This is a genomic window from Campylobacter sp. US50a, assembly GCF_004379015.1.
In the GTDB taxonomy this organism is placed as follows: domain Bacteria; phylum Campylobacterota; class Campylobacteria; order Campylobacterales; family Campylobacteraceae; genus Campylobacter_D; species Campylobacter_D jejuni.
On record NZ_RYYJ01000003.1, the window covers coordinates 136481 to 159285 of the forward strand.

The 22805-nt window shown below is 31.5% G+C and carries 23 protein-coding genes and 1 pseudogene; 13 read left to right on the top strand and 11 right to left on the bottom strand.

The window, feature by feature from the left end; genetic code table 11:
• The first annotated feature begins 5 nt into the window (after positions 1–5).
• From ELQ11_RS03325 to ELQ11_RS03350, 6 genes are read left to right on the top strand one after another with little or no spacing between them, the layout of a single operon-like run.
• Complete coding sequence (locus ELQ11_RS03325) at positions 6–764, top strand: UDP-2,3-diacylglucosamine diphosphatase (RefSeq protein WP_323754870.1); 759 nt, start codon at positions 6–8, stop codon at positions 762–764.
• On the top strand, positions 757–1713 hold the full coding sequence (locus tag ELQ11_RS03330; protein WP_002870846.1) for a chemotaxis protein: 957 nt from the start codon (positions 757–759) through the stop codon (positions 1711–1713). Before ELQ11_RS03325 ends, ELQ11_RS03330 begins: the two co-directional genes overlap by 8 nt.
• Positions 1714–1716: 3 nt before the next feature.
• Complete coding sequence (locus tag ELQ11_RS03335) at positions 1717–4026, top strand: chemotaxis protein CheW (protein ID WP_072223999.1); 2310 nt, start codon at positions 1717–1719, stop codon at positions 4024–4026.
• A gap of 4 nt (positions 4027–4030) precedes the next feature.
• Positions 4031–4552, top strand: coding sequence for a chemotaxis protein CheW (locus tag ELQ11_RS03340; RefSeq protein WP_002870848.1), 522 nt, complete (start codon positions 4031–4033; stop codon positions 4550–4552).
• On the top strand, positions 4552–5175 hold the full coding sequence (gene serB / locus ELQ11_RS03345; protein WP_002870849.1) for a phosphoserine phosphatase SerB: 624 nt from the start codon (positions 4552–4554) through the stop codon (positions 5173–5175). Before ELQ11_RS03340 ends, serB begins: the two co-directional genes overlap by 1 nt.
• Complete coding sequence (locus tag ELQ11_RS03350) at positions 5175–6152, top strand: transaldolase (protein ID WP_002921692.1); 978 nt, start codon at positions 5175–5177, stop codon at positions 6150–6152. Before serB ends, ELQ11_RS03350 begins: the two co-directional genes overlap by 1 nt.
• Here ELQ11_RS03350 and ELQ11_RS03355 read toward each other — a convergent pair whose 3' ends face one another.
• From ELQ11_RS03355 to ELQ11_RS03400, 10 genes are all read right to left on the bottom strand, one after another.
• On the bottom strand, positions 6153–6575 hold the full coding sequence (locus tag ELQ11_RS03355; RefSeq protein WP_044779561.1) for a Sua5 YciO YrdC YwlC family protein: 423 nt from the start codon (positions 6573–6575) through the stop codon (positions 6153–6155). It lies immediately after the preceding gene.
• Positions 6572–9841, bottom strand: a complete 3270-nt coding sequence (gene carB, locus ELQ11_RS03360) for a carbamoyl-phosphate synthase large subunit (RefSeq protein WP_126264649.1) — start codon at positions 9839–9841, stop codon at positions 6572–6574. The genes ELQ11_RS03355 and carB overlap by 4 nt, the downstream gene beginning before the upstream one ends.
• Before the next feature lie 260 nt (positions 9842–10101).
• Complete coding sequence (gene mreC / locus ELQ11_RS03365; protein WP_002861060.1) at positions 10102–10851, bottom strand: rod shape-determining protein MreC; 750 nt, start codon at positions 10849–10851, stop codon at positions 10102–10104.
• Positions 10841–11881 (bottom strand): rod shape-determining protein, encoded by a 1041-nt coding sequence (locus ELQ11_RS03370; protein WP_002851700.1) that lies wholly within the window; start codon positions 11879–11881, stop codon positions 10841–10843. The genes mreC and ELQ11_RS03370 overlap by 11 nt, the downstream gene beginning before the upstream one ends.
• An 11-nt stretch (positions 11882–11892) precedes the next feature.
• Positions 11893–13116 (bottom strand): ATP-dependent Clp protease ATP-binding subunit ClpX, encoded by a 1224-nt coding sequence (clpX, locus tag ELQ11_RS03375; protein ID WP_002860329.1) that lies wholly within the window; start codon positions 13114–13116, stop codon positions 11893–11895.
• Complete coding sequence (gene lpxA / locus ELQ11_RS03380) at positions 13109–13900, bottom strand: acyl-ACP--UDP-N-acetylglucosamine O-acyltransferase (protein WP_070317702.1); 792 nt, start codon at positions 13898–13900, stop codon at positions 13109–13111. The genes clpX and lpxA overlap by 8 nt, the downstream gene beginning before the upstream one ends.
• Positions 13900–14340, bottom strand: coding sequence for a 3-hydroxyacyl-ACP dehydratase FabZ (gene fabZ, locus ELQ11_RS03385; RefSeq protein ID WP_002851782.1), 441 nt, complete (start codon positions 14338–14340; stop codon positions 13900–13902). The genes lpxA and fabZ overlap by 1 nt, the downstream gene beginning before the upstream one ends.
• 94 nt (positions 14341–14434) lie before the next feature.
• Complete coding sequence (locus ELQ11_RS03390) at positions 14435–15526, bottom strand: epoxyqueuosine reductase QueH (RefSeq protein WP_002870855.1); 1092 nt, start codon at positions 15524–15526, stop codon at positions 14435–14437.
• Positions 15526–15981 (bottom strand): thioredoxin-dependent thiol peroxidase, encoded by a 456-nt coding sequence (gene bcp / locus ELQ11_RS03395; RefSeq protein WP_072224002.1) that lies wholly within the window; start codon positions 15979–15981, stop codon positions 15526–15528. Before bcp ends, ELQ11_RS03390 begins: the two co-directional genes overlap by 1 nt.
• A complete protein-coding gene (locus tag ELQ11_RS03400) occupies positions 15978–16184 on the bottom strand; it encodes a 4-oxalocrotonate tautomerase family protein (RefSeq protein ID WP_002870857.1) in 207 nt (68 codons plus the stop codon). The genes bcp and ELQ11_RS03400 overlap by 4 nt, the downstream gene beginning before the upstream one ends.
• 136 nt (positions 16185–16320) lie before the next feature.
• On the opposite strand from ELQ11_RS03400, the gene ELQ11_RS03405 reads away from it, so the two are divergent.
• From ELQ11_RS03405 to ELQ11_RS03435, 7 genes are all read left to right on the top strand, one after another.
• Positions 16321–17424, top strand: coding sequence for an ABC transporter substrate-binding protein (locus tag ELQ11_RS03405; RefSeq protein WP_002870858.1), 1104 nt, complete (start codon positions 16321–16323; stop codon positions 17422–17424).
• On the top strand, positions 17425–18480 hold the full coding sequence (locus ELQ11_RS03410; RefSeq protein WP_072224003.1) for an iron ABC transporter permease: 1056 nt from the start codon (positions 17425–17427) through the stop codon (positions 18478–18480). It abuts the gene before it with no gap.
• The gene (locus tag ELQ11_RS03415; RefSeq protein ID WP_002870860.1) at positions 18474–19238 is read left to right on the top strand and encodes an ABC transporter ATP-binding protein; all 765 of its coding nucleotides are present in this window, start codon (positions 18474–18476) and stop codon (positions 19236–19238) included. The genes ELQ11_RS03410 and ELQ11_RS03415 overlap by 7 nt, the downstream gene beginning before the upstream one ends.
• A 238-nt stretch (positions 19239–19476) precedes the next feature.
• Positions 19477–20394, top strand: coding sequence for a branched-chain-amino-acid transaminase (ilvE, locus tag ELQ11_RS03420; protein ID WP_072224005.1), 918 nt, complete (start codon positions 19477–19479; stop codon positions 20392–20394).
• 12 nt (positions 20395–20406) lie between these two features.
• Complete coding sequence (locus ELQ11_RS03425; protein ID WP_002870862.1) at positions 20407–21495, top strand: prohibitin family protein; 1089 nt, start codon at positions 20407–20409, stop codon at positions 21493–21495.
• Positions 21496–21507: 12 nt separating this feature from the next.
• Positions 21508–22038: a DUF2393 domain-containing protein gene (locus tag ELQ11_RS03430; RefSeq protein WP_126214680.1), complete on the top strand. Its 531-nt coding sequence runs from the start codon at positions 21508–21510 to the stop codon at positions 22036–22038.
• Positions 22038–22547 carry a DUF2393 family protein gene (locus tag ELQ11_RS03435; RefSeq protein ID WP_126214682.1) on the top strand — a complete coding sequence of 170 codons (510 nt, stop codon included), beginning with the start codon at positions 22038–22040 and terminating at the stop codon, positions 22545–22547. Before ELQ11_RS03430 ends, ELQ11_RS03435 begins: the two co-directional genes overlap by 1 nt.
• Before the next feature lie 120 nt (positions 22548–22667).
• On the opposite strand, the pseudogene ELQ11_RS03440 reads toward ELQ11_RS03435, so the two are convergent.
• Positions 22668–22805: pseudogene (locus tag ELQ11_RS03440) on the bottom strand (methyl-accepting chemotaxis protein); the annotation flags it as partial.

Genomic DNA, 22805 nt, shown 5'->3' on the forward strand with positions numbered 1-22805 from the left:
AAAAAATTTTACTACAAAATGGAGCGATTTTAATCGCGGATGCTCATGAAAATGAACAGAGAAAGGGATTTTGGGAATTTTTACAAACCTTAAAAAAAGGTAAAATTTCCACCCCTCAACTCATACTTATGGGTGATATTTTTGATTTACTTATAGGTGAAATCTCTGCTACACATGAATTTGCTAAACCTTACATAGAACTTTTAGAAGAATTGGCCTTAAAGATTGAAATTATCTACTTAGAAGGCAATCATGATTTTAATCTTTCTTGTTTTTTTAAAAGGGTGAAAATTTTTAACTTACAAAAGCAACCCATAAAGCTTAATTTGCATACAAGTAAAGGTAATAATCTTGTTTTAAATAACGCTTTTATAAAATTAGCTCACGGGGATATTTTTTTACCACCTCTTTTACAATTTACTCTTAAAACATTAAGAAATCATTATTTGCTTATATTTTTGAATTTTTTAAATATTATTACTTGTAATTTTATTTCAAATAAAATTCTTCAAAATCAAAACAAAAAAAACCTTTTTTATCAAATAAAAGATTTTGAAAATTTAGCAAAAAAAAGATATGAAAGATATGAAAATTTAGGATTTTGGGTATGTGAAGGACACTATCATCAAAATCATCAAATCAACAAAGAAAACATTAAATATCTTAACTTAGCTAGTTTTGCATATGAGAGAAGTTTTTTTGTAGTAGAATATCAACAAGAAATCAAATTTCGAGAACAGAAATTGAGGGGTCAAAATGTTTGATGAAAATATCGTGAAAACGGGTTCAAATGAAATGGAGCTTGTCGATTTCCGTATCTTTAAGCAAGGACACGATAAAGTCTATGAAGGAATTTATGGTGTAAATGTTTCTAAGGTAAGGGAGATTATAAAAATCCCAAGCCTTACAGAACTTCCAGGTGTACCTGATTACATCGAAGGTATCTTTGATCTTCGTGGAGTGGTTATACCTGTAGTCAATCTTGCCAAATGGATGCAAATCACTGAGCCAGAAAGCACTATGCTAAAACCTAGAGTTATTATTACTGAATTTAGCAATATTCTTATTGGTTTTATAGTTCACGAAGCAAAAAGAATTCGTAGAATAAACTGGAAAGATATAGAACCAGCAACTTTTTCTACAGGATCAGGTGCTTTAGATAAAGGTAAAATCACAGGTGTAACACGCATTGAAAATGATGAAGTGTTGCTAATTTTAGATCTTGAAAGTGTTGTTGAAGATTTAGGAATTTACGCTCCAAAAACAGATATAGATTTTGGAAAAATAGAAAAATTTACTGGAACAGCACTTATACTTGATGACAGCATGACTGCTAGAAAACGCGTCAAAGAAATGATGCAACAGATGGGCTTTCAAGTTGTTGAAGCTAAGGACGGCGTAGAGGGCATAAACAAATTAGAAGAATTAAGCCAAGTTTATGGTGAAAGTTTAAATGATACTTTAAAAATTATAGTAAGCGATGTCGAAATGCCACAAATGGATGGTTTCCACTTTGCTGCACGCATTAAAGAAGATTCAAGATTTAAAGATATTCCTATAGTCTTTAACTCGTCTTTATCAAATGAATTTATGAATGAGAAAGGTGTTCAAGAAGCTGGTGGAGAAGGCTATCTTGTCAAATTTAACGCTAGCGATTTCTTCAATGAAATTGCAAAGGTTATTAAAAAACATCAATCTCAAGAACAGGGGTAAAATATGGAAGATATGCAAGAAATACTTGAAGACTTTTTGGTTGAAGCTTTTGAGCTTGTTGAGCAAATCGACCATGATTTAGTAGAGCTTGAATCAAATCCAGAAGATTTAGAATTATTAAATAGAATTTTCCGTGTTGCACATACGGTTAAAGGATCATCAAGTTTCTTAAATTTTGATGTTTTAACAAAGTTAACTCACCACATGGAAGATGTTTTAAATAAAGCAAGACATGGCGAGTTAAAAATAACTCCAGATATCATGGATGTGGTTTTAGAGTCTATTGATAGAATGAAAACTTTGCTTAATTCCATTCGTGATAATGGCAACGATACTGCTATTGGTATGGATATAGAACCAATTTGCGCAAGATTAACAGCTATTTCAGAGGGAGAGTCTCCTGTTGCGGCAACAGATTCAAATGAAAAATCTACTCCACAAGCAGAACCAGAAGCACCAAAACAAGAAATAGCTACTCCAGAACCTGAAGTAGATGTTAATCAATTAAGTGATTCTGAAGTTGAAGCTGAAATAGAAAGACTTTTAAAAGTTAGAAAAGCTGAAGATCAAGCTCGTCGCGCACAAAAGAAACAAACAACAAATGCGGCACCTAAACCGACTAACAATACAGCAAATAAACCTGCAGAAAGTGGAGAGAAAAAAGTTCCTGCTTCAGGTAGCAATGCTAGCAGTATGGATCAAACCATACGCGTGGAGGTAAAAAGATTAGATCACTTAATGAATCTAATTGGGGAGCTTGTTTTAGGTAAAAACCGTTTGCTTAAAATTTACGATGATGTTGAAGAGCGTTATGAAGGAGAAAAATTCCTTGAAGAACTTAATCAGGTTGTAAGTCAATTAAGTATTATTACAACTGATGTTCAGCTTGCTGTAATGAAAACAAGAATGCAACCTATAGCAAAAGTTTTCAATAAATTTCCAAGAGTTGTTCGTGATTTGAGTCGTGAATTAGGAAAGCAAATAGAACTTGAAATCACAGGTGAAGAAACTGAACTTGATAAATCTATCGTAGAGGAAATTGGCGATCCTATCATGCATATGATTAGAAATTCATGTGACCATGGTGTTGAGGATCCAGCAACTCGTGCAGCTAATGGAAAACCTGAAAAAGGTATAGTTCAACTTAAAGCTTATAATGAAGGCAATCACATCGTTGTAGAAATTACAGATGATGGTAAAGGACTTGATCCAAATGGCTTAAAAGCAAAAGCTATAGAGAAAAATTTGATTACCGAAAGAGAAGCAGATCAAATGACAGACAAAGAAGCTTTTGCTTTGATTTTCAAACCTGGTTTTTCAACTGCGGCTAAAGTAACAAATGTTTCAGGTCGTGGTGTAGGAATGGATGTTGTTAAAACCAACATCGAAAAACTAAATGGGGTAATTGAAATTGATAGTGAGCTAGGTAAAGGAAGTTCGTTTAAACTTAAAATTCCTCTTACCTTGGCAATCATTCAATCTTTACTTGTAGGAACTCAAGAGGAATTCTATGCAATTCCACTTGCAAGCGTTCTTGAAACAGTTAGAGTACCAATTGATGATATCTATACTATCGAAGGTAAAAATGTATTACGCTTAAGAGATGAAGTGCTTTCTCTTGTGAGACTTTCAGATGTATTTGGAGTTAAACAAGTCCTTGAAAGCGGTGATCAAACTTATGTCGTTGTTATAGGGGTAGCAGAAAGCAAGCTTGGTATTATAGTAGATACTCTTGTAGGACAAGAAGAAATAGTTATTAAATCTATGGGTGATTATTTACAAAATATCCAAGGTATAGCAGGAGCTACAATCCGTGGTGATGGTAGAGTGACATTAATCATCGATGTAGGTGCTATGATGGATATGGCCAAAGAAATTAAAGTTGATATTAAAGCGCAATTAGAATCAAATGCGAAAAAACCTAAAGAACAACCAAGTGATTATAAAGTCTTAATTGTAGATGATTCTAAAATGGATAGAACTTTAATGCAAAAAGCTTTAGAACCACTAGGAGTTAGTTTAATTGAAGCAACCAATGGTGTTGAAGCATTGAATATTATAAAATCTGGCGAACATGATATTGATGCAATGCTTATAGATATCGAAATGCCAAGAATGGATGGATACACCTTAGCTGGTGAAATTAGAAAGTATTCTAAATATCGTAACTTACCACTCATTGCAGTTACTTCAAGAACAAGTAAAACTGACCGCTTAAGAGGTGTTGAAGTGGGTATGACTGAATATATCACTAAACCTTATTCTCCAGAATACTTGGAAAATGTGGTTAGAAAAAATTTGAAACTAGGATAAGAATATGAGTAATGAAAAATTAGAGCAAATTTTGCAAAAACAGCAAACTCAGATGGCTGGTCCTGATGTCGATCAAAGAGAAGATGATATCATCCAACTTGTCGGCTTTGTAGTTGGAGATGAGGAATATGCGATTCCAATTCTTAATATACAAGAAATCATCAAACCTATAGAATATACTAGAGTTCCTAGCGTACCTGATTATGTTCTAGGGGTTTTTAATATGCGTGGTAATGTTATGCCACTCATTGATCTAGCTCAACGCTTTCATTTAGGAAGTTCTAAAATGACACCTCAAACAAGATATATTGTTTTAAGAGGTGAGACAAATGGAACTGGAGTTGGAGGAAATGCTGGTTTTGTTATAGATAGATTAACTGAAGCAATTAAAATTCACAGAAACAGAATCGATCCACCGCCTGAAACTTTAATTAAAGACAAAGGTATGATTTATGGTATAGGAAAAAGAGATGAAAATATCTTAACTATACTCAAAGTAGAAGCTTTACTTAAGCGCGAATTTTAATGATTAAACTTTGTGTTTTTGACTTTGACGCTACTTTAATGGATGGTGAAACCATCGATATTTTAGCTACAGCGCATGGCAAGGGTAATCAAACAAGCGAAATTACCCGCCATGCCATGACTGGAGAGCTTGATTTTTTCGAAAGTCTTCAAAAACGAGTAAGCCTTTTAAAAGGTATGTCTTATAAAAAAGTTTTAGAATTAAGTAGCACACTTCCACTAATGCATGGAGCACATGAACTTATCCAATATTTAAAATCTAAAAATATACAAATTGTTATTTTTAGCGGTGGTTTTCATGAAGGCATAGATCCTGCTATGCAAAAACTTGGAATTAACCTCGGTTTTGCAAATTATCTGCATCATAAAAATGACATTTTAACAGGGCTAGTTGGTGGGGAAATGATGTTTTCAAATTCAAAAGGCTTAATGCTACAACGATTAAAAAGCTTTTTAAATTTGAAAACAGATGAAGTGATGTGTGTTGGCGATGGGGCAAATGATTTGGCAATGTTTAACGAAAGTGGATTAAAGATTGCATTTTGTGCTAAAGAAATTTTACGTTCTAAAGCTGATATTTGCATAGATATAAAAGACTTAAAAGAAATAATAAAGGTAATATAATGAAAAATTTTTCTCTTTGGTGTGATTTTATAGAAAATAGTTTTTTAGATAATGAATTTTTAAATTTATTATCACATGGAATTAATGGTGCTACTTCAAATCCTGCTATTTTTAAAAATGCTATTTTAAATTCTCCAATTTATAAAGATAAAATTCTTAAATTAAAAGGAAAAAAAACAAAAGATATTTATGAAGAATTAGCAATTTCTGATATTCAAAAAGCAGCTGATAAATTAGCTCCTCTTTTTTATCAAAAAAACGATGGATTTATAAGTATTGAAATAGATCCAAGACTTCATGATAACACGACTCTTAGTTTAGGCGAAGCTAAAAGACTTTATAGTGCTATTAGCAAAGAAAATGTAATGATTAAAATTCCAGCTACAAAAGCTTCTTATGAAGTAATGTATGAACTTATGAAAAATGGTATTAGCGTCAATGCTACCTTAATTTTTTCTCTTGAACAAAGTCAAAAATGTTTTGAAGCTTTAAATGCAGGTTTAGTCGAATTTAGAAAAAACAATATAGCCTTAAAAGAACAAAATACTAGAACACCACAAGCTGTTATAAGTATTTTTGTAAGTCGTTTTGATAGACTTTTAAATCCTAAAGCCAAAGAGCAAAATCGTATTGGAATTTTAAATGCAAATTTAGCTTATAACAATATCTACTCAAAAAATGAACCTAATATTCGCGCCTTGTTTGCAAGCACTGGAGTTAAAGGAGATGATCTGCCAAAAGACTATTATATCAAAGAACTTCTTTTTGAGAATTCTGTTAATACTGCTCCTCTTGATGCAATAGAGGCATTTAAAGGAAAAATGGATTTTAAAAAACCTTTAATGAATTTTGAAATTTATACAGAACTTAATCAAATCATTTCTCAAAGTGAACGAGAAAAAGCTTGCAATGATTTGTTAAGCGATGGCATAGAGCAATTTTGTATTGCTTTTGAAGATATTTTAAAAGCTCTTTAATTAACGTATTTTTATCATTTTATTCTTTGAAAGTTTTAATATTTTTGATGGGATATTTTCGAAAAATTTCTCATCAAGTATTATATCAGCAACACTTCTAGCCCATTCTTCATCAAATTCTTTTCCATGCTTATTTGCCGAAGATGAATAAAAATAGCCATTTTTACTTAAAAAATTCGCATGTTTACACTCTTTCACAACGCGAATGGCCTGATTATTTGGATAAATAAAAGTTGTTTTTTTGGAACGACGTACTAAATTTTTAAAAGATTTTGGAATTCTTGCTAAACTTTTTAACTCGCAAAATTTCGCAGAAGTGATTAAGCAAGGTTGATTTTTATCTCTACCTTTTAAAGCATTAATCTCTTCTAAATTTTTACTTAAAAATCCTACCGTAGTATCTGTTTGAGCTAAATAAATCAAGATTTAAGCCACTCTTGCAAACTCTTTACATCTAAGCAAGATTTACTCTGTATAGCTTTAATCGATTTTGCACCTGCTAAAGCTGAGCGCAAATTTGTAAAATAAGGTATTTTAAAACGAATAATATTTTCACGAATTTTTTTTGTATCGCCTTTAAAACTGTGACTATCGCTTGTATTGATAACTAAGTGAATTTCCCCATTTTTCAATTTATCTTCAACATTGGGGCGTCCTTCTGAAATTTTATGCACAAGCTCGCACTCAAAACCACTTTCTAAAATTTCCTTGCAAGTTCCCCCTGTTGCCATAAGTCTAAAGCCAAGCTTTACATATTCTGCAGCGATTTTTTTGGTATATTTTTTATCCTTATCTTTTAAGGAGATAAATACCACACCTTGCTCTGGAAGATGATTAAACGATGCGATTTGACTTTTTGCGTAAGAATTTGCAAAATCCTTACTTATACCCATAACTTCACCTGTTGAACGCATTTCAGGGCCTAATTCTAAATCACTTCCACTAAGTTTTGCAAATGGAAATACTGCTTCTTTTACACTCATATATTTTGGAGTTTTAGGGCGTAAAATTTTAGTATCAAAATTAACCACTTTGAAAGTATCATAAAATTTCAAAGCTTCTTTTAAATTTCCTTGCCACATCACACGCGTTGCTACTTTTGCCAAAGGGATACCCGTAGCTTTACTAACAAAAGGCACAGTACGACTAGCTCTAGGATTTACTTCTATCATATAAAGCTCATTATTATGTAAAGCAAATTGTATATTTAAAAGCCCTACAACTCCTAAATTTAAAGCAATATCTGCGGTTTTTTGTGCAATAAATTCTTGCATTTTTTCATCGATATTGCAAAGTGGTAAAGAACAAGCACTATCGCCTGAATGAATTCCTGCTTCTTCTATATGCTCCATAATTCCTGCCACATAAACATCTTTGCCATCACAAATCGCATCAACATCAATTTCTGTAGCATTGTCTAAAAACTGATCGATCAAAACAGGACTTTTATCACTCACATCTACAGCTTCTTGCATATAGAGTCTAAGTTCGGCCTCATCATTTACCACACGCATCGCACGCCCACCTAAAACATAACTTGGTCTTACAAGCACAGGATATCCTATATCACTAGCTTTAAGCACCGCTTCTTCCACACTTGTTGCAGTGGAATTTTTTGGCTGATTGATACCTAGTTTTGTAATAAATTCGGCAAATTTCTTTCTATCTTCTGCCATATCAATTACTCTTGCGCTAGTACCTATAATCTTAGCTCCAAAAGCACTCAAACGCTTAGCAAATTTCAAAGGAGTTTGTCCACCAAAATGCACAATCACTCCATCAGGTTTTTCACGCTCAATCACCGCTCTTAAATGTTCAAAATCAATAGGCTCGAAATACAAAATATCACTTGTATCATAGTCAGTCGAAACGGTTTCAGGATTACAATTATACATAATGGTTTTAATACCCATATCTTTAAGCGCAAAAGAAGCATGTACGCAAGCATAGTCAAATTCTATACCCTGTCCTATGCGGTTTGGCCCCCCACCTATAATCATCACTTTTTTTTCTTTTTTATCCTTAGCATCGTTTTTACTTTGAGTGAGTTCGCTTACATTGATACTTGAATAAAGATAAGGAGTTAAAGCTTCAAATTCACCCGCACAAGTATCTACTTCGCTAAATTCTGCGATGATTTTTTGCTTCATTCTCGCATAATAAATATCATTTTGGCTTAATTCTAAATTATCTTTCAAATTTACAAGCAAGGCTATCATTTTATCTGAAAAGCCCATAGTTTTTGCTTTTCTCAAAAGAGCTTTATTGTTTAAAATATCCATATCAATTTGCTCTTCAAAATCTACAATTTCTTTAATCTGTGTTAAAAACCAAGGATCTATTTTACAAAGCTCATAAAGTTCTTCTACGCTAAAACCTTCCCTAAAAGCTTGAGCAACATAAAGCAAACGCTTTTCGTTAGCGTTGCGAATTTTAAAGATAAGATCGTTTTTATCTTCAAATTTCACTCTATCAAAACCACTCAAAGAACGCTCAAGAGAACAAAGTGCTTTTTGTATACTTTCTTTAAAAGTGCGTCCTATAGCCATTACCTCACCCACGCTTTTCATAGCTGTACCTAAAGTTGTATTTGCTCCTGGAAATTTTTCAAAAGTAAAGCGAGGAATTTTTGTCACAATGTAATCAATCACAGGCTCGAAAGATGCAGGAGTTCCTGTAATGTCATTTTTAATCTCATCTAAACTAAAGCCTACTGCCAAAAGTGTCGCAACCTTTGCTATAGGATAACCCGTTGCCTTAGAAGCTAAAGCACTTGATCTTGAAACCCTTGGATTCATTTCTATAACTATCATTCTTCCATTTTTTGGGTTGATAGCAAATTGTACATTACTTCCGCCTGTATCTACGCCAATTTCACGCAAAATAGCAAAAGAAGCATTACGCATAACTTGATATTCTTTATCCGTCAAAGTTAATGCTGGAGCTATTGTAATACTATCTCCTGTATGAACTCCCATAGGATCGATATTTTCTATACTACAAACTATGATACAATTATCCGCTCTATCGCGTATAACTTCCATTTCATATTCTTTCCAACCTAACAAACTTTCTTCAATCAAAATTTCATGGATAGGCGATAAAGCTAAAGCAGTATTAGCGAGTTCTTTAAATTCGTCCATATTATAAACCACACCACTTCCAGCACCTCCTAAAGTATAAGAAGCACGGATCATCAAAGGAAAGCCGATTTCATCTACGGCTTTTAAAGCTTCATCATAATTATACGCATACATCGATTTTGGCAAATCCATGCCGATTTTTTTCATACATTCTTTAAAGACTTGACGATCTTCGCCTTTTTTAATCGCCTCAGGATTTGCGCCTAAAAATTTTACATCTCCTAAAAGTCCGCTTTCATAAACTTCCATAGCAACATTTAACGCTACTTGTCCACCCATAGTTGGCAAAATTGCATCAATTTTTTCTTTTTTAATAATACTTAAAATACTTTCTTTTGTTATGGGTTCTATATAAGTTGCATCTGCAAATTCAGGATCTGTCATGATAGTTGCAGGATTTGAGTTGATTAATACTACACGATATCCTAATTCTTTTAAAGTCTTTGCGGCTTGAGTTCCAGAATAATCAAATTCACAAGCTTGTCCTATCACAATAGGACCACTTCCTATAAGTAAAATACTTTTAATATCTGTTCGTTTTGGCATAAATTTTCCTAAGAGCATGAATTTGAGCTGATTATAACAAAAATTAGTTTTATAAACTTTGAAATTATCGATATAATTTTAAAAAATAAACACCCTGCTTTTAATCTAGGAAATAATACATAAAGAAATTTAAGATTTTTTATAAAATTCTCATTCGATTATAAAAATTTATTTGATAATTTAACAAAATTTTTAGCACTAAACAAAGTTATAATAATTAGCAAAAATATAGAAAATTTTTAAAAAGTCTAACCCTTGACTTATAAATTATCTACTACATATAAATAAGCAGGAATGCTGATCTTAACATAAGGCTTTACTTCTACACTTTGATACATATCTTCATCATCAACTCTATTCACAATCCCAACAGGGACATCCGAAAAGAAAATATTATCAAGTCCGCTTGTTAAGATTTCATCTCCGACATTAATTTTCGCCCACTTTGGAATAAATTTAACCACAACCTTGCCATTTTCACCTTGAATTAAACCTGGAGCTTTGGATTTTCCTATATAAACAGAAAAAACACACTGATCATCACCTTGCAGAAGAGCCATTGTTCTGCCATCTTTATTAATAGCTATACCTGCAGTATATCCTTGATATATTAAACCACGATTTTTACCAACGGGAATTTTGCTCCAATCTAGCCATAATTTTTTATAATCATTCAATTGAACATAAGAAATAACTCTAGTTAAAGAAACTTGAGGTAAATATTTTGTAGAATTTTGATCCTCTAAAATACGATTTAATTGATTTGCAAAACTAGTTACCTTTACGGCAATGTCTTCTAATTCTTTATTTCTAGCTTTTAATTGCTGAATTTGACTTGCTTGATTAAAATGTTCTGAAATTTTTTCTTTCAAATAATCTTTAATATTATAAAAATTACCTATAACAAAGTCATTAACACGGAGAACATTTTGCTTGATAAGTCTTCCATAATAAAAAGATATAAAAACCAAAAAGGCTAAGACAAGAACATAAAAAATCTTATTCTTCATTGGTTAATTGTTGCAATAATGAAATTTCCTCTAAAGCTTTACCTGTTCCTTTTGCTACAGCTAAAAGCGGTTCATCTGCGATATAAACTGGCAAACGTACAATTTCACTTAAGTATTTATCAAGACCACGAATCAATGCTCCGCCACCTGTTAAAACTACACCATTTTCTACTATATCACTTGCTAAATCAGGCGGCATCATTTCAAGAACCATTTTTAAAGCATCAGCAATTTCTTTTAAATACTCACGCATTGCTTCTCTTACATCTTCACTTGTAAGTTCAATACGACTTAAAAGTCCGCTTACTTGATCGCGTCCTTTTACCACCATAGAAAGTTCTTTTGGAAGTTGTATTGCTGAACCTATAGTGATTTTGATCTCTTCGCCTGTTCTTTCACCTATAATAAGATTGTATTTTTCTTTTACATAATTAACTATACTCATATCAAGCTTATCTCCAGCTGTACGAATAGACTTTGAAATCACAAGTCCACCCAAAGAAATCACTCCGATCTCAGTAGTTCCACCCCCTATATCTACTACCAAATTTCCTTTAGGTTCTTGTATAGGCAAACTTGCACCAATAGCCGCTGCCATAGGCTCTTCAATCAAAAATACCTCTCTTGCACCTGCGCTTAAAGCACTTTCTCTTACCGCTTTTCTTTCAACTTGAGTTAAACCATAAGGAACAGAAATGATAATTCTAGGGCGTAAAAAACTTTTTCTACGGTGTGTTTTTTCTATAAAATAGCGGATCATTTTTTCAGTCATATCAAAATCTGCAATCACGCCATCTTTCATAGGACGAATAGCTTCGATATTACCTGGAGTTTTTCCCACCATATCTTTAGCTTCTTTACCTACGGCTAAAATTTTTGCTTTGGAACCATACCTTTCTCTTTCAACTGCCACAACAGAAGGCTCATTTATCACTATACCCTTATCTTTTACCAAAACTAGCGTATTAGCTGTTCCTAAATCAATCCCCATATCACTAGAAAAAAATCCTATAAGTTGATCTAATATCATTTCTATCCTTTTTAACTTATTTTTCTTTTTATTAATAATGCTTTTGCATTGTCTTTAACAACTTCTTTAGTTATTACAATATCATAATTTTTATACTCTGGTAACTCAAACATTAAATCTACCATCATTTCTTCTATAATACTTCTAAGTCCCCTAGCCCCTGTTTTTCTCTCCAATGCAAGTTGTGCGATAGCTCTTAGAGCATCTTCTTCAAATTTTAAATTTACCCCATCAATAGCAAAAAGCTTTTGATATTGTTTAATAATGGCATTTTTAGGCTCAGTTAAAATTCTTACCATATCCTCTTCATTAAGCTCATTTAAAGATGCAATCACATGCAAACGACCTATAAGCTCAGGAATCAAACCAAAATGCACCAAATCATCAGGTTCGATTTTCTCAAGTAAAGCTTTATTTTCTTCTTTTGCATCATCAAAAAATCCCACAACTTTATCGCCAAGTTTTCTTTTTAAGATAGTTTCCAAACCATCAAAAGCTCCACCACAAACAAATAAAATATTTGAAGTGTCAATTTGTATAAATTCTTGATTTGGATGTTTTCTTCCCCCTTTTGGTGGAATATTTACCAAACTTCCTTCGATAATCTTAAGTAAAGCTTGTTGCACACCCTCTCCACTTACATCACGAGTAATAGAACGATTTTCACTCATTCTAGCAATTTTATCAATCTCATCAATAAAAACTATACCTTTTTGAGCTCTTTGCACATCTCCATCTGCAGCTTGTAAAAGACGTGTTAAAATATTTTCCACATCCTCACCTACATATCCTGCTTCAGTTAAAGAAGTTGCATCACAAATTGCTATAGGTACATCTAAAAATTTAGCCAAAGTTTGTGCTAATAAAGTTTTTCCACTTCCTGTTGGCCCAACAAGTAAAATATTTGACTTAAAAAGCTCTGTATCATCATCTTGAAGTTCGGCTTTAAAAAGTCTTTTATAATGATTGTATACTCCAACACTAAAAACTTTTTTAGCTCTATCTTGCCCTATGACATAACGATCTAAATAAGCTTTTAATTCTTTTGGAGTGATATCTTTAAATTCTGTATTATGGCTTTGTTTAGGTTCTTTAAATTCTTTTTCTTCTCCATAAATAATACTATAAGCACCTTCAACGCAATATTCACAAATAAAAGCATCATCATTTTCATTTGCTAAAATTCTTCTTTGTGGATTCTCCACTTCATTGCAAAAACTACATTTTCTAGGCATTATTTTTACCCCTATAGACAGGAATTCCGCGCTTTGTTTCTAATATAAAATGGCACATTTTTTTAACATTTTCACTTTCTTGATTTTCAAGCAAATTTTTAGCATTTTCTTTTAAATCTCCTTGCCTAAATAAAGTTTTAAAAGCTCTGCTAAGTCTATCTACTTCATCTTTATCAAAACGACGACGAATACCTACTAAATTTAAACTTCTAATACTTGCACGATTTCCTTCTGCTAAACAAAACGGTACTATATCCTGAGAAAGTGCACTTGCTCCTGCTATCATACAACCCTCGCCTACTTTGACAAATTGATGAATAGGTGTAAGCCCGCCTACAACCGTAAAATCTCCAAGCTCTACATGTCCTGCTAAAGTTGCATTATTGGCCAAAATGATATTATTTCCTAAAAGACAATCATGTGCAATATGACAATAAGCCATAATAAAAGCATTATCCCCTATACGAGTAAAACCATCTCCTTTAGCTGTGCCTGAATTTATCGTTGCAAATTCTCTAATAGTTGCATTTTTTCCTATAATAACACCGCTTTTTTGTTCTTCTTTATAAGATATGTCCTGAGGAATATCACCTACTATAGCATAAGAAAATACACGAGAATGATCACCTATAGTTGTATCTGAAAGAATTCGAGCACCTTGTTTAATGACAACATCATTACCTATTTTAGCATCTTTGCCTACATAGGCATAAGCTTCTATTACAACATCGTCACCAAGTTGTGCACCCTCTTCGATCACCGCACTTGGATGAATTTTTTTCATTATTTATCCACTATCATAGCTTTAAGCTCAGCCTCTGCAACTAAATTTCCATCTACAAAAGCTTGCCCTTTAAAAATCCACATATTGCCACGATTTTTAACCACGCTCATTTCATAATCAAGCCTATCTCCAGGACGCACAGGATTTCTAAATTTTGCTCCATCTATGCCTGTGAAATAAACTACTTTACTTTTTGGATCCACTTTATCTTCCATACTTTCAAAAGCTAAAACTCCGCCTGTTTGAGCCATACCTTCTAAAATCAAAACTCCAGGATAAATAGGATGCCCTGGAAAATGTCCCATAAAAACATGGTCACTTATACTGATGTTTTTATATCCTCGAACCACTTCTTTAACTTTTAATTCTGTAATTTTATCTACTAGTAAAAAAGGATAACGGTGTGGTAAGATTTCTTGAATTTGCATTACATCTATCATTATTAAATTAACCTTGAAAACAATTAAAAATTTTATTATATAAAAAAATCATTAAAAATTACATTAACAAAAAAAGTTTTTCTTAATAAATTTCTTAAATTTCTACAAGCACCTCTTGATTATCATGATAAATTTCACTTTTTGCTATCACTTCATATCTTGAAGGTAAAATATTTTCAAGGATGATAATAGGGCTAAGATTATAAGTTCCAAACAATTTATTACGCCATTTAATTTCTGCTTGCACACTCAAAGGTCTTTTTAAAAAATCTTCAAAATTTTTCCATTTGTTTTTAAAAAATGCATTAAAACGCCAAAATTCAACAAAAACCATTTCATCTTTAGTGCTTCTATAAAAGCCTTCTTTTAAATTTTGTTTTAAATTTTCGTCATCCAAAGAAAATCTTGTATAAGCGTTTTTAAAATGCGAATAAAATAAAATATGAGATTTAACAGGCTTTTTATCTAATTTTATTAAAGCACTTAAAAGACGATAATTTAAAAATTTCTCTCTTAAAATTTCAAATTTTATACCTTTTTTTTCCCATAAAACTACTTTTTTATAAAGAGCTATTCTTGCTTCTATACTTGCAGGTAAAATTTGCTTATTTGCAGGAGACATTAATTCATCAATAAAATTCTTATCTTGTTTTTGTTTTTTAAGCCCATAAATACAACCACAATAGTTTTGATGATAAAGCATTTCTTTTTTTGCTAAAGCAAACTGCCTTTGAGTGCCGCCATTTTTACGAAAATCAGGAGCTAAAAACTCTACTCCATAAGGCTCACATTCCTTTTGTAAAGCATTTTTTAACTGTTCTAAATCTTTTTTAGGGCTGGTTAAAAGGGTAGTAGTAAGCTTTTTTTCTCCTATTTTAGCAGCAAATTTAACACTAGATCCCATTCTTACATCAAAGCAAATTTCACACCTTGCACCTTTTTCAGGCTCATTTTCATAACCACGCACAGCATTAAGCCATTTTTCATACTCATACTCACCTTTATAAAGCTTGATACCAAGTTTATCACAAGATCTTTTTACATCTAAAAATCTTAGTTCGTATTCGCTTAAAGGATGGATATTTGGATCATAAAAATACCCTATGATTTTTTCATTAGGATAAGTTTTTCTAAGTTCTTCAACAAAATAATGACTATCTACGCTACAACAAATATGCACTAGCATTAAAGACTTTCAAGCACTTTTAAAGCATGATCTTTCACACGCACATTGCTATAAATTTGAACAATCTTACCTGTTTCATCGACAACAAAAGTAGAGCGGATAAGACCTTCATATTCTTTTCCGTAATTTTTCTTAAGTCCCCAAACTCCATAAGCTTTAGCAACTTCTTTTTCACTATCGCTAAGTAAAATATGCTTTAAATCAAATTTAGAGATGAATTTTTCATGACTTGTCACACTATCAGGACTGATACCAATAATCACTGCATTTTTATCATTAAATTTATCATAATTTGCACTAAAATCACAAGCTTCTGTAGTACAACCTGGGGTATTATCTTTTGGATAAAAATACAAAATCACCTTTTTGCCAATAAAATCTTTTAAGGCTATTTTTACCCCGTCTTGATTTAAAAGCTCAAATTGAGGTGCTTTATCTCCTATGTTTAAACTCATTTACTTGCCTTTGCTTTGATAGCTTCAACGCTTTCTCCACCAAAGCCTATGTCATAATTTTCTACATCTTCTAAAACCACCACAACTCTTTCTTTGCTTTTATTATATTTTTTACTTAAAAGCTCAGTAATATCAGCTATAAGTTCTGCTTTTTGCTCTTTGCTTAAAGCCGGTTTTGCTAATTTAATATTTACTAATGGCATTGTTTCTCCTTATAAATTTTGTAATTATTTCAAATCAAATTTAATACTTTGTATAATAAACTTAATCATAATTTAAGAATAATTTATTAAAATTATGATTTTTATTATCAATTAAAATTACTTTCTAGGAGAAATAGTGCTTAAAAAAATATTCTTATTTATGATTTGTTTTAACATTTTTTTAACAAATGAAATCTTGGCAAAAGAGATAATGATCAAAGATGTTTTAGGAAGAGAAGTAAAGGTTAATTTACCCGCTAAACGAATCATCATAGCTTTTTATTTTCCTGATTTTCTAGCCGTTGGAGGCAAAAATGCTTTTGATAATGTGGTAGCCATTTCTAAAGACTCTTGGGCTAATTATATGCCACAAAATTATGAACTTTTTAGCTCCATTATTCCTAAAATCAAAACCTTAGACGATATAGGAGACCCACAATTTGGAACTTTTTCAGCAGAAAAAGTTATCGCCTTAAAACCTGATCTGCTTATCTTGGCTGATTGGCAATATGATATGATAAAAGACAATCTTAGCTTGATCGAAAAAGTAGGCATTCCTATAGTAGTCATCTCCTATAACAAAGAAACTTTAGAACAACATCGTTTAAGCACCCAAATTTTAGGTCAATTATTAAATCAAAAGCAAAGAGCTAATGAGATCATTGATTTTTATGAAAGCAAAATCAAATACATACAAGAAAAAATCGCCAAAGCCAATCTACCCAAGCCCAAAATTTACATAGAACTTGGAAATAAAGGTCCTAAGGAAAACAGTTTTACTTTTGGAAACGACATGTGGGGATCTTTAGCCAATCTGGTAGGAGGTGAAAACATCGCTCAAAATTTAGTTCAAAAATGGGGAGTAATTAGTGCTGAGCAAGTATTGGCTTCAAAACCTGATGTTATAGTAATTTCAGGTAGAGAAAATGAGCTAAATAAAAATAAAGAAGCCATGGTAATGGGAATAGGAATTGATGAAAAAGAAGCTTTAAAAAGACTTGAAGGTTTTAAGCAAAGAGAAGGTTATACTGCTTTACCTGCCATACAAAATCATAGACTTTATGGATTTTATAATCATTTAACTAGAACTTTAAGCGATGTTGCAGGAGCTGAATTTTTAGCTAAAGCCTTATATCCTGATCTTTTTAAAGATCTTAACCCAAATCAAACCTATAAAGAATTTCATGAAAAATTTATGCCCGCAGTTCCTAAAGGAACTTTTGGAATACAGGCAAACTAAATGGACTATAAAATCAAACAAACCCTAAAAGAACATAGAAAAAGAGAATTAAAACGATTTTTTATTATTTTAACTTTTTTCATCATTGCTTTTATATCTTTAATTTTTGATATCGCCACAGGCCCTTCCATGTTAAGCATAAAAGAGGTAATTAAAACTCTTTATGCGGGTATAAATTCCAATATTCAAATAGATCCTACTTCTGCAATTATCATTTATGATTTAAGATTTCCCATAGCTTTAATGGCTCTAGTTGTAGGTGCAACTTTAGGTATAGGTGGAGCTGAAATTCAAACCCTGCTTAATAATCCCATGGCAAGTCCTTACACTCTAGGTCTAGCTGCTGCCTCTGGCTTTGGAGCTTCTTTAATCATAGCCTTTGGAACCTTTGGCTTGCCTTTAATCATAGCTATCCCTATAGGTGCTTTTATAATGACCATGCTTTCAGCCAGTATTTTATTTACTCTTGCCAATTTAAGAAATTTTAATTCATCTATGTTAATATTGGTAGGAATTGCTTTATTGTTTTTATTTCAGTCTTTACTTTCTTTAGTTCAATTTATAGCCTCTCCTGAAGTCTCTCAACAAATTTTATTTTGGCTTTTTGGAAGCTTACAAAAAGCCACTTGGACAAATTTACTTATAGTCTTTTTAGTGAGTTTGGTTTGCACCCTTTTCCTAATCAAAGATTTTTGGGCATTAACAGCTTTAAAATTAGGAGAAACAAGAGCTATAAGCATGGGAATTAATCTTACTTTTTTAAGATTTAAAACCTTAGTTTTAGTTTCCATTATGACAGCTACAGCCATATCCTTTGTAGGTGTTATAGGTTTTATAGGTTTAGTAGCTCCACATATTGCTAGAATGTTAGTAGGAGAAGATCAAAGATTTTTTCTACCTAGTGCTATGCTAGTAGGTGCTGCTTTTTTATCAATTGCTTCTGTACTCTCTAAAATTATCATTCCTGGTGCTTTATTTCCAGTGGGTATTATAACTTCTTTTGTAGGGGTGCCATTTTTCTTTTGGATTATTTTTTCAAGGAAAAAACAATGCTAAAACTTGAAAATGTAAATATCAATAGAGCTTCTTTATGTGTCGCAAAAGATTTGAATTTAAATTTTGAAAAAGGAAAAATTTATGCTATCTTAGGTCCTAATGGAGCAGGAAAATCTTCTTTGATTTCAGCAATTTTTGGCACTATTAAATTTGAAGGAAAAATAAGCTTTAAAGATGAAATTCTTAGCCTAAAAAACTCTCACTCTTGGAGAAAAAATATAGGCTATATGCCTCAAGATAATTCAATAGATGCTAATTTAAGTGCTTTAGAGGTGGTTTTACTTGGTTTTATTGATCATCTTGGAATTTATTTAAGCGATGAACAACTTTTAAAAGCTGCTAATATAATGCAAAAATTAGGTATTTTAGATCTTGCTCAAAGAGATATCATGAGTCTTTCAGGGGGTCAAAGGCAAATGGTAATGTTTGCTAGCGTATTACTTAAAAATCCAAAAATTTTGCTATTAGATGAACCTGTAAGTGCTTTAGATATGCATCATCAATGTGTTTTACTAGAGGCAGTTAAAAAACAAACTCAAAAAGAAAAACTTATTACCTTAATAGTTTTGCATGATCTTTCTTTAGCGGCTCAATTTGCCGATGAACTTGTGATCTTAAATGATGCTAAAATTGTAGCTAAAGGTTATGCTAAAAATATAATTACAAAAGAACTCATAGAAAAAATTTACCATATTAAAGCTGAAATTTTTTACAATCAAGAGGGCTTACCCTTTGTTGCAGCAAAATCCGCCTACTAAAGGCTTTCCTAAAAATTGTCTTGCAAATTTATGATCTCAATATTTATAATATTTCTTTTTAATTCTAATAAAAATTAGAATTAAGTATTATTTAAGAAATATAAAACTCATTATAAAAACTTAAATTAACTTTAAATATATTTAACTTAAAATATATTTAAAGTTATTAAATGTATAAAAAATATTAGCTTATTTTTGATAAAATAAACATTTATTATTTCAATCAAAAGGTTTGATTATGAGTATAAAAGCAAATAAAATTTGGATGGATGGAAAATTAGTTGATTTTAAAGATGCAACTTTACACTTTTTAACCCACTCTTTGCATTATGGCAATGCTGTTTTTGAAGGAACTAGAGCCTATAAAACAGATAAAGGATTGGCAATTTTCAGACTTGAAGATCACACCAAAAGACTTTTAGAGTCTGCAAAAATTACTCTTTTAAATTGTCCTTTTTCTCAAAAAGAGCTTGAAAATGCACAAATTGAACTATTAAAAGCAAACAATTTTAAAAGCAATGTCTATATCCGCCCTTTGATCTTCTTAGGCGATGGAGTTATGGGACTTTATCATATAAAAGCTCCTGTAAGAGTTGGGATTGCAGCTTGGGAATGGGGTGCTTACCTTGGAGAAGAAGGTTTAGAAAAAGGCATAAAAGTAAAAATTTCGTCTTTTGCAAGAAATAGTGTTAAATCATGCATGGGAAAAGCTAAAGCAAGTGCGAATTATCTTAACTCTCAAATTGCAAAATTTGAAGCTATTGAAGCAGGCTATGAAGAAGCTTTGATGCTTGATGAAGAAGGTTTTATCGCAGAAGGAACAGGAGAATGTTTCTTTATTGTAAAAGATGGGGTTTTAATCACACCTCCAAATGATTTTTCTTTAAAAAGCATTACTCAAGATACAGTGCTTAAAATTGCTCATGATCTTGGTGTCACTGTGCTTCGCCAAAGAATTTCAAGAGATGAAGTTTACACTGCTAATGAAGCATTTTTCACCGGAACAGCCGCTGAAATCACACCTATTAACAATATTGATGCAAGAATAATAGGAAATGGTTTAAGAGGATCTGTAACTAAAAAACTTCAAGATGCTTATTTTGATGTAGTTTATGGACGCAATCAAAAATACGCATCTATGCTAACTTATATTTAAAAAAGGAAATAAATGCCAGCTGATTTGAATGATTATTTCAATAAAAAAAATGGAAATTCTAACAATAACGGAAACAACAACCGTCAAAATTTCAATTTCAAAGCACCAGAATTTAATTTTAAAGGTTTTGGAAAATTCTCTCCGTTTATTTATGGGGTGATTATTATTATCTTATTTTTAATCGTTGCAAAACCTTTTATGGTAATAAATTCTGGAGAAATGGGGATTAAATCAACAACAGGTAAATATGACCCAAATCCATTAGAACCAGGACTTCACTTTTTCTTACCTTTTGTACAAAAAATAACCATAATCGATACTAGAGTAAGACAAATCAACTATGCTTCTATAGAGGGAAGTAATGAAAATTTATCTTCGGGTTCAGGTGTTATTAATAAAAATAGTATTTCTGTACTTGACTCTCGTGGATTGCCTGTATCTATTGATGTTACAGTACAATACCGCTTAAATCCTTTGCAAGTTCCTCAAACTATAGCTACTTGGAGCTTAAATTGGGAAAATAAAATTATCGATCCAGTTGTTCGTGATGTAGTGCGAAGTGTTGTAGGAAAATACACAGCCGAAGAACTTCCTACTAATCGTAATACAATAGCCACTCAAATAGAAGAAGGTATAAGAAAAACCATAGAAGCCCAACCAAACGAACCTGTAGAACTTCGCGCTGTACAACTTAGAGAAATTATTTTACCTTCAAAAGTAAAAGAACAAATCGAACGCGTGCAAATTGCAAAACAAGAGGCTGAAAGAACTAAATATGAAGTAGAAAGAGCTAATCAAGAAGCCTTAAAAAAAGCTGCCTTAGCTGAAGGGGAAGCAAATGCAACTATAATCAGTGCCAAAGGTAAAGCTATGGCTGTTAAGATAGAAGCAGATGCACAAGCTTATTCTAATAAAGAAATCGCAAACAGCTTAAACACTCCTTTACTAAATTTAAAGCAAATTGAAACTCAAAAAGAATTTAATGAAGCTTTAAAAGTCAATCAAGATGCTAAAATTTTCTTAACTCCAGGTGGAGCAGTACCAAACATTTGGGTTGATACCAAAGATGCTAAAAAGCAAAGTTCTGCCAACATGAACTAAAAGGATACGCAAGTGGAAAAACTAAGAGAAATCGTGCTTTTTTACACTACTCATTTATATTTAGTAGATTATATGCTGATTTTATTAGTTTTTTTTCTCTTCACTTGTGTTTTACTTCTTTGTGTATTTTTACGCCATAGACCTATAGTAGCACTTTTTATTATTGCATTTGATATTATTGTTTGTTTTTTAGTTTATATCTATGGGTATAAACTAATAGACAATGAAGTAAGAACTCGGAAAACCGCTATTACGAATCAAAAAATAATACAAAGTTCAAATGATTTAATTGTTGATTTTAACATTACAAATAATTCAAAAAATAATTTTAAAGAATGTAAAATTACAGCTAAAATTTTTGCGGATAAAATACCTAATGATAATATCATAGAAGAATATAAAAAGAAATTTATCCCTTTTAGACAAAAAAGTAGAGAAATTAAAGATCTAAAGAAAAATGCAACCCAATTTCAAAGAATTGCTTTCGAAAATTTTAACTATGAAAATAACTATACCATACGCTTAGTTTCGGAGTGTTTTTAATGCATTTTACAATTTTTCATATTATAGCTTTTATCATTTTACTTATTTGCTTTGCCTTGATTTGTATTTTAATCTTTCTAAAAGTTAAACAGAAAGAAATGGCTTTGATTTCTTATACCATAGCTACTATTTTTACCGCACTTTTGATATATTCTATTTTTCTAACAATCAATCAATTCACCACTCAAGCCGATCTTAGCAAACTAACCTACACAAGAGATCTAAGACATGAAAGTGTTATCGTAAGCGGAAAGGTTCAAAATCTTACTAAATTTGAAATCAGAAAATGCTATTTGATACTTAGCATATTAAATCAAAAAAAAGTAGGGGGAGAAATTTTCAATGATAAAAATATTCGCAATGCCAAAATGCAAAATACAAGTGTTTCTTACACTATAGAAATTATAGACAAACTTCCAGGTAATACTTATAAAGAATTTAGAGCCAGTATTCCTTTTCCTCCAAGTTTTGATAACCCTGAATTTTATCACACCCTAAAATGTATTTGATTTAGAAAATACTTAATATTGACAATTAGAATTTCTCTATACCACATTTCATTAAATCTTAAAGAATTAAACATATATTATTTTATAGAGATGACTAGCTTTTTAGCTAGTCATCTAAGATTAAAACCTCTTCTTCTTAACATCTTCTAAGATATTATTAGCTATATCACTTACTGTACTAGAAATAATAGCTGATTCATTAGCAATTTCAACATTATCTTTAGTAGTTTGATCAATTTGTGCTACGCTATCATTGAT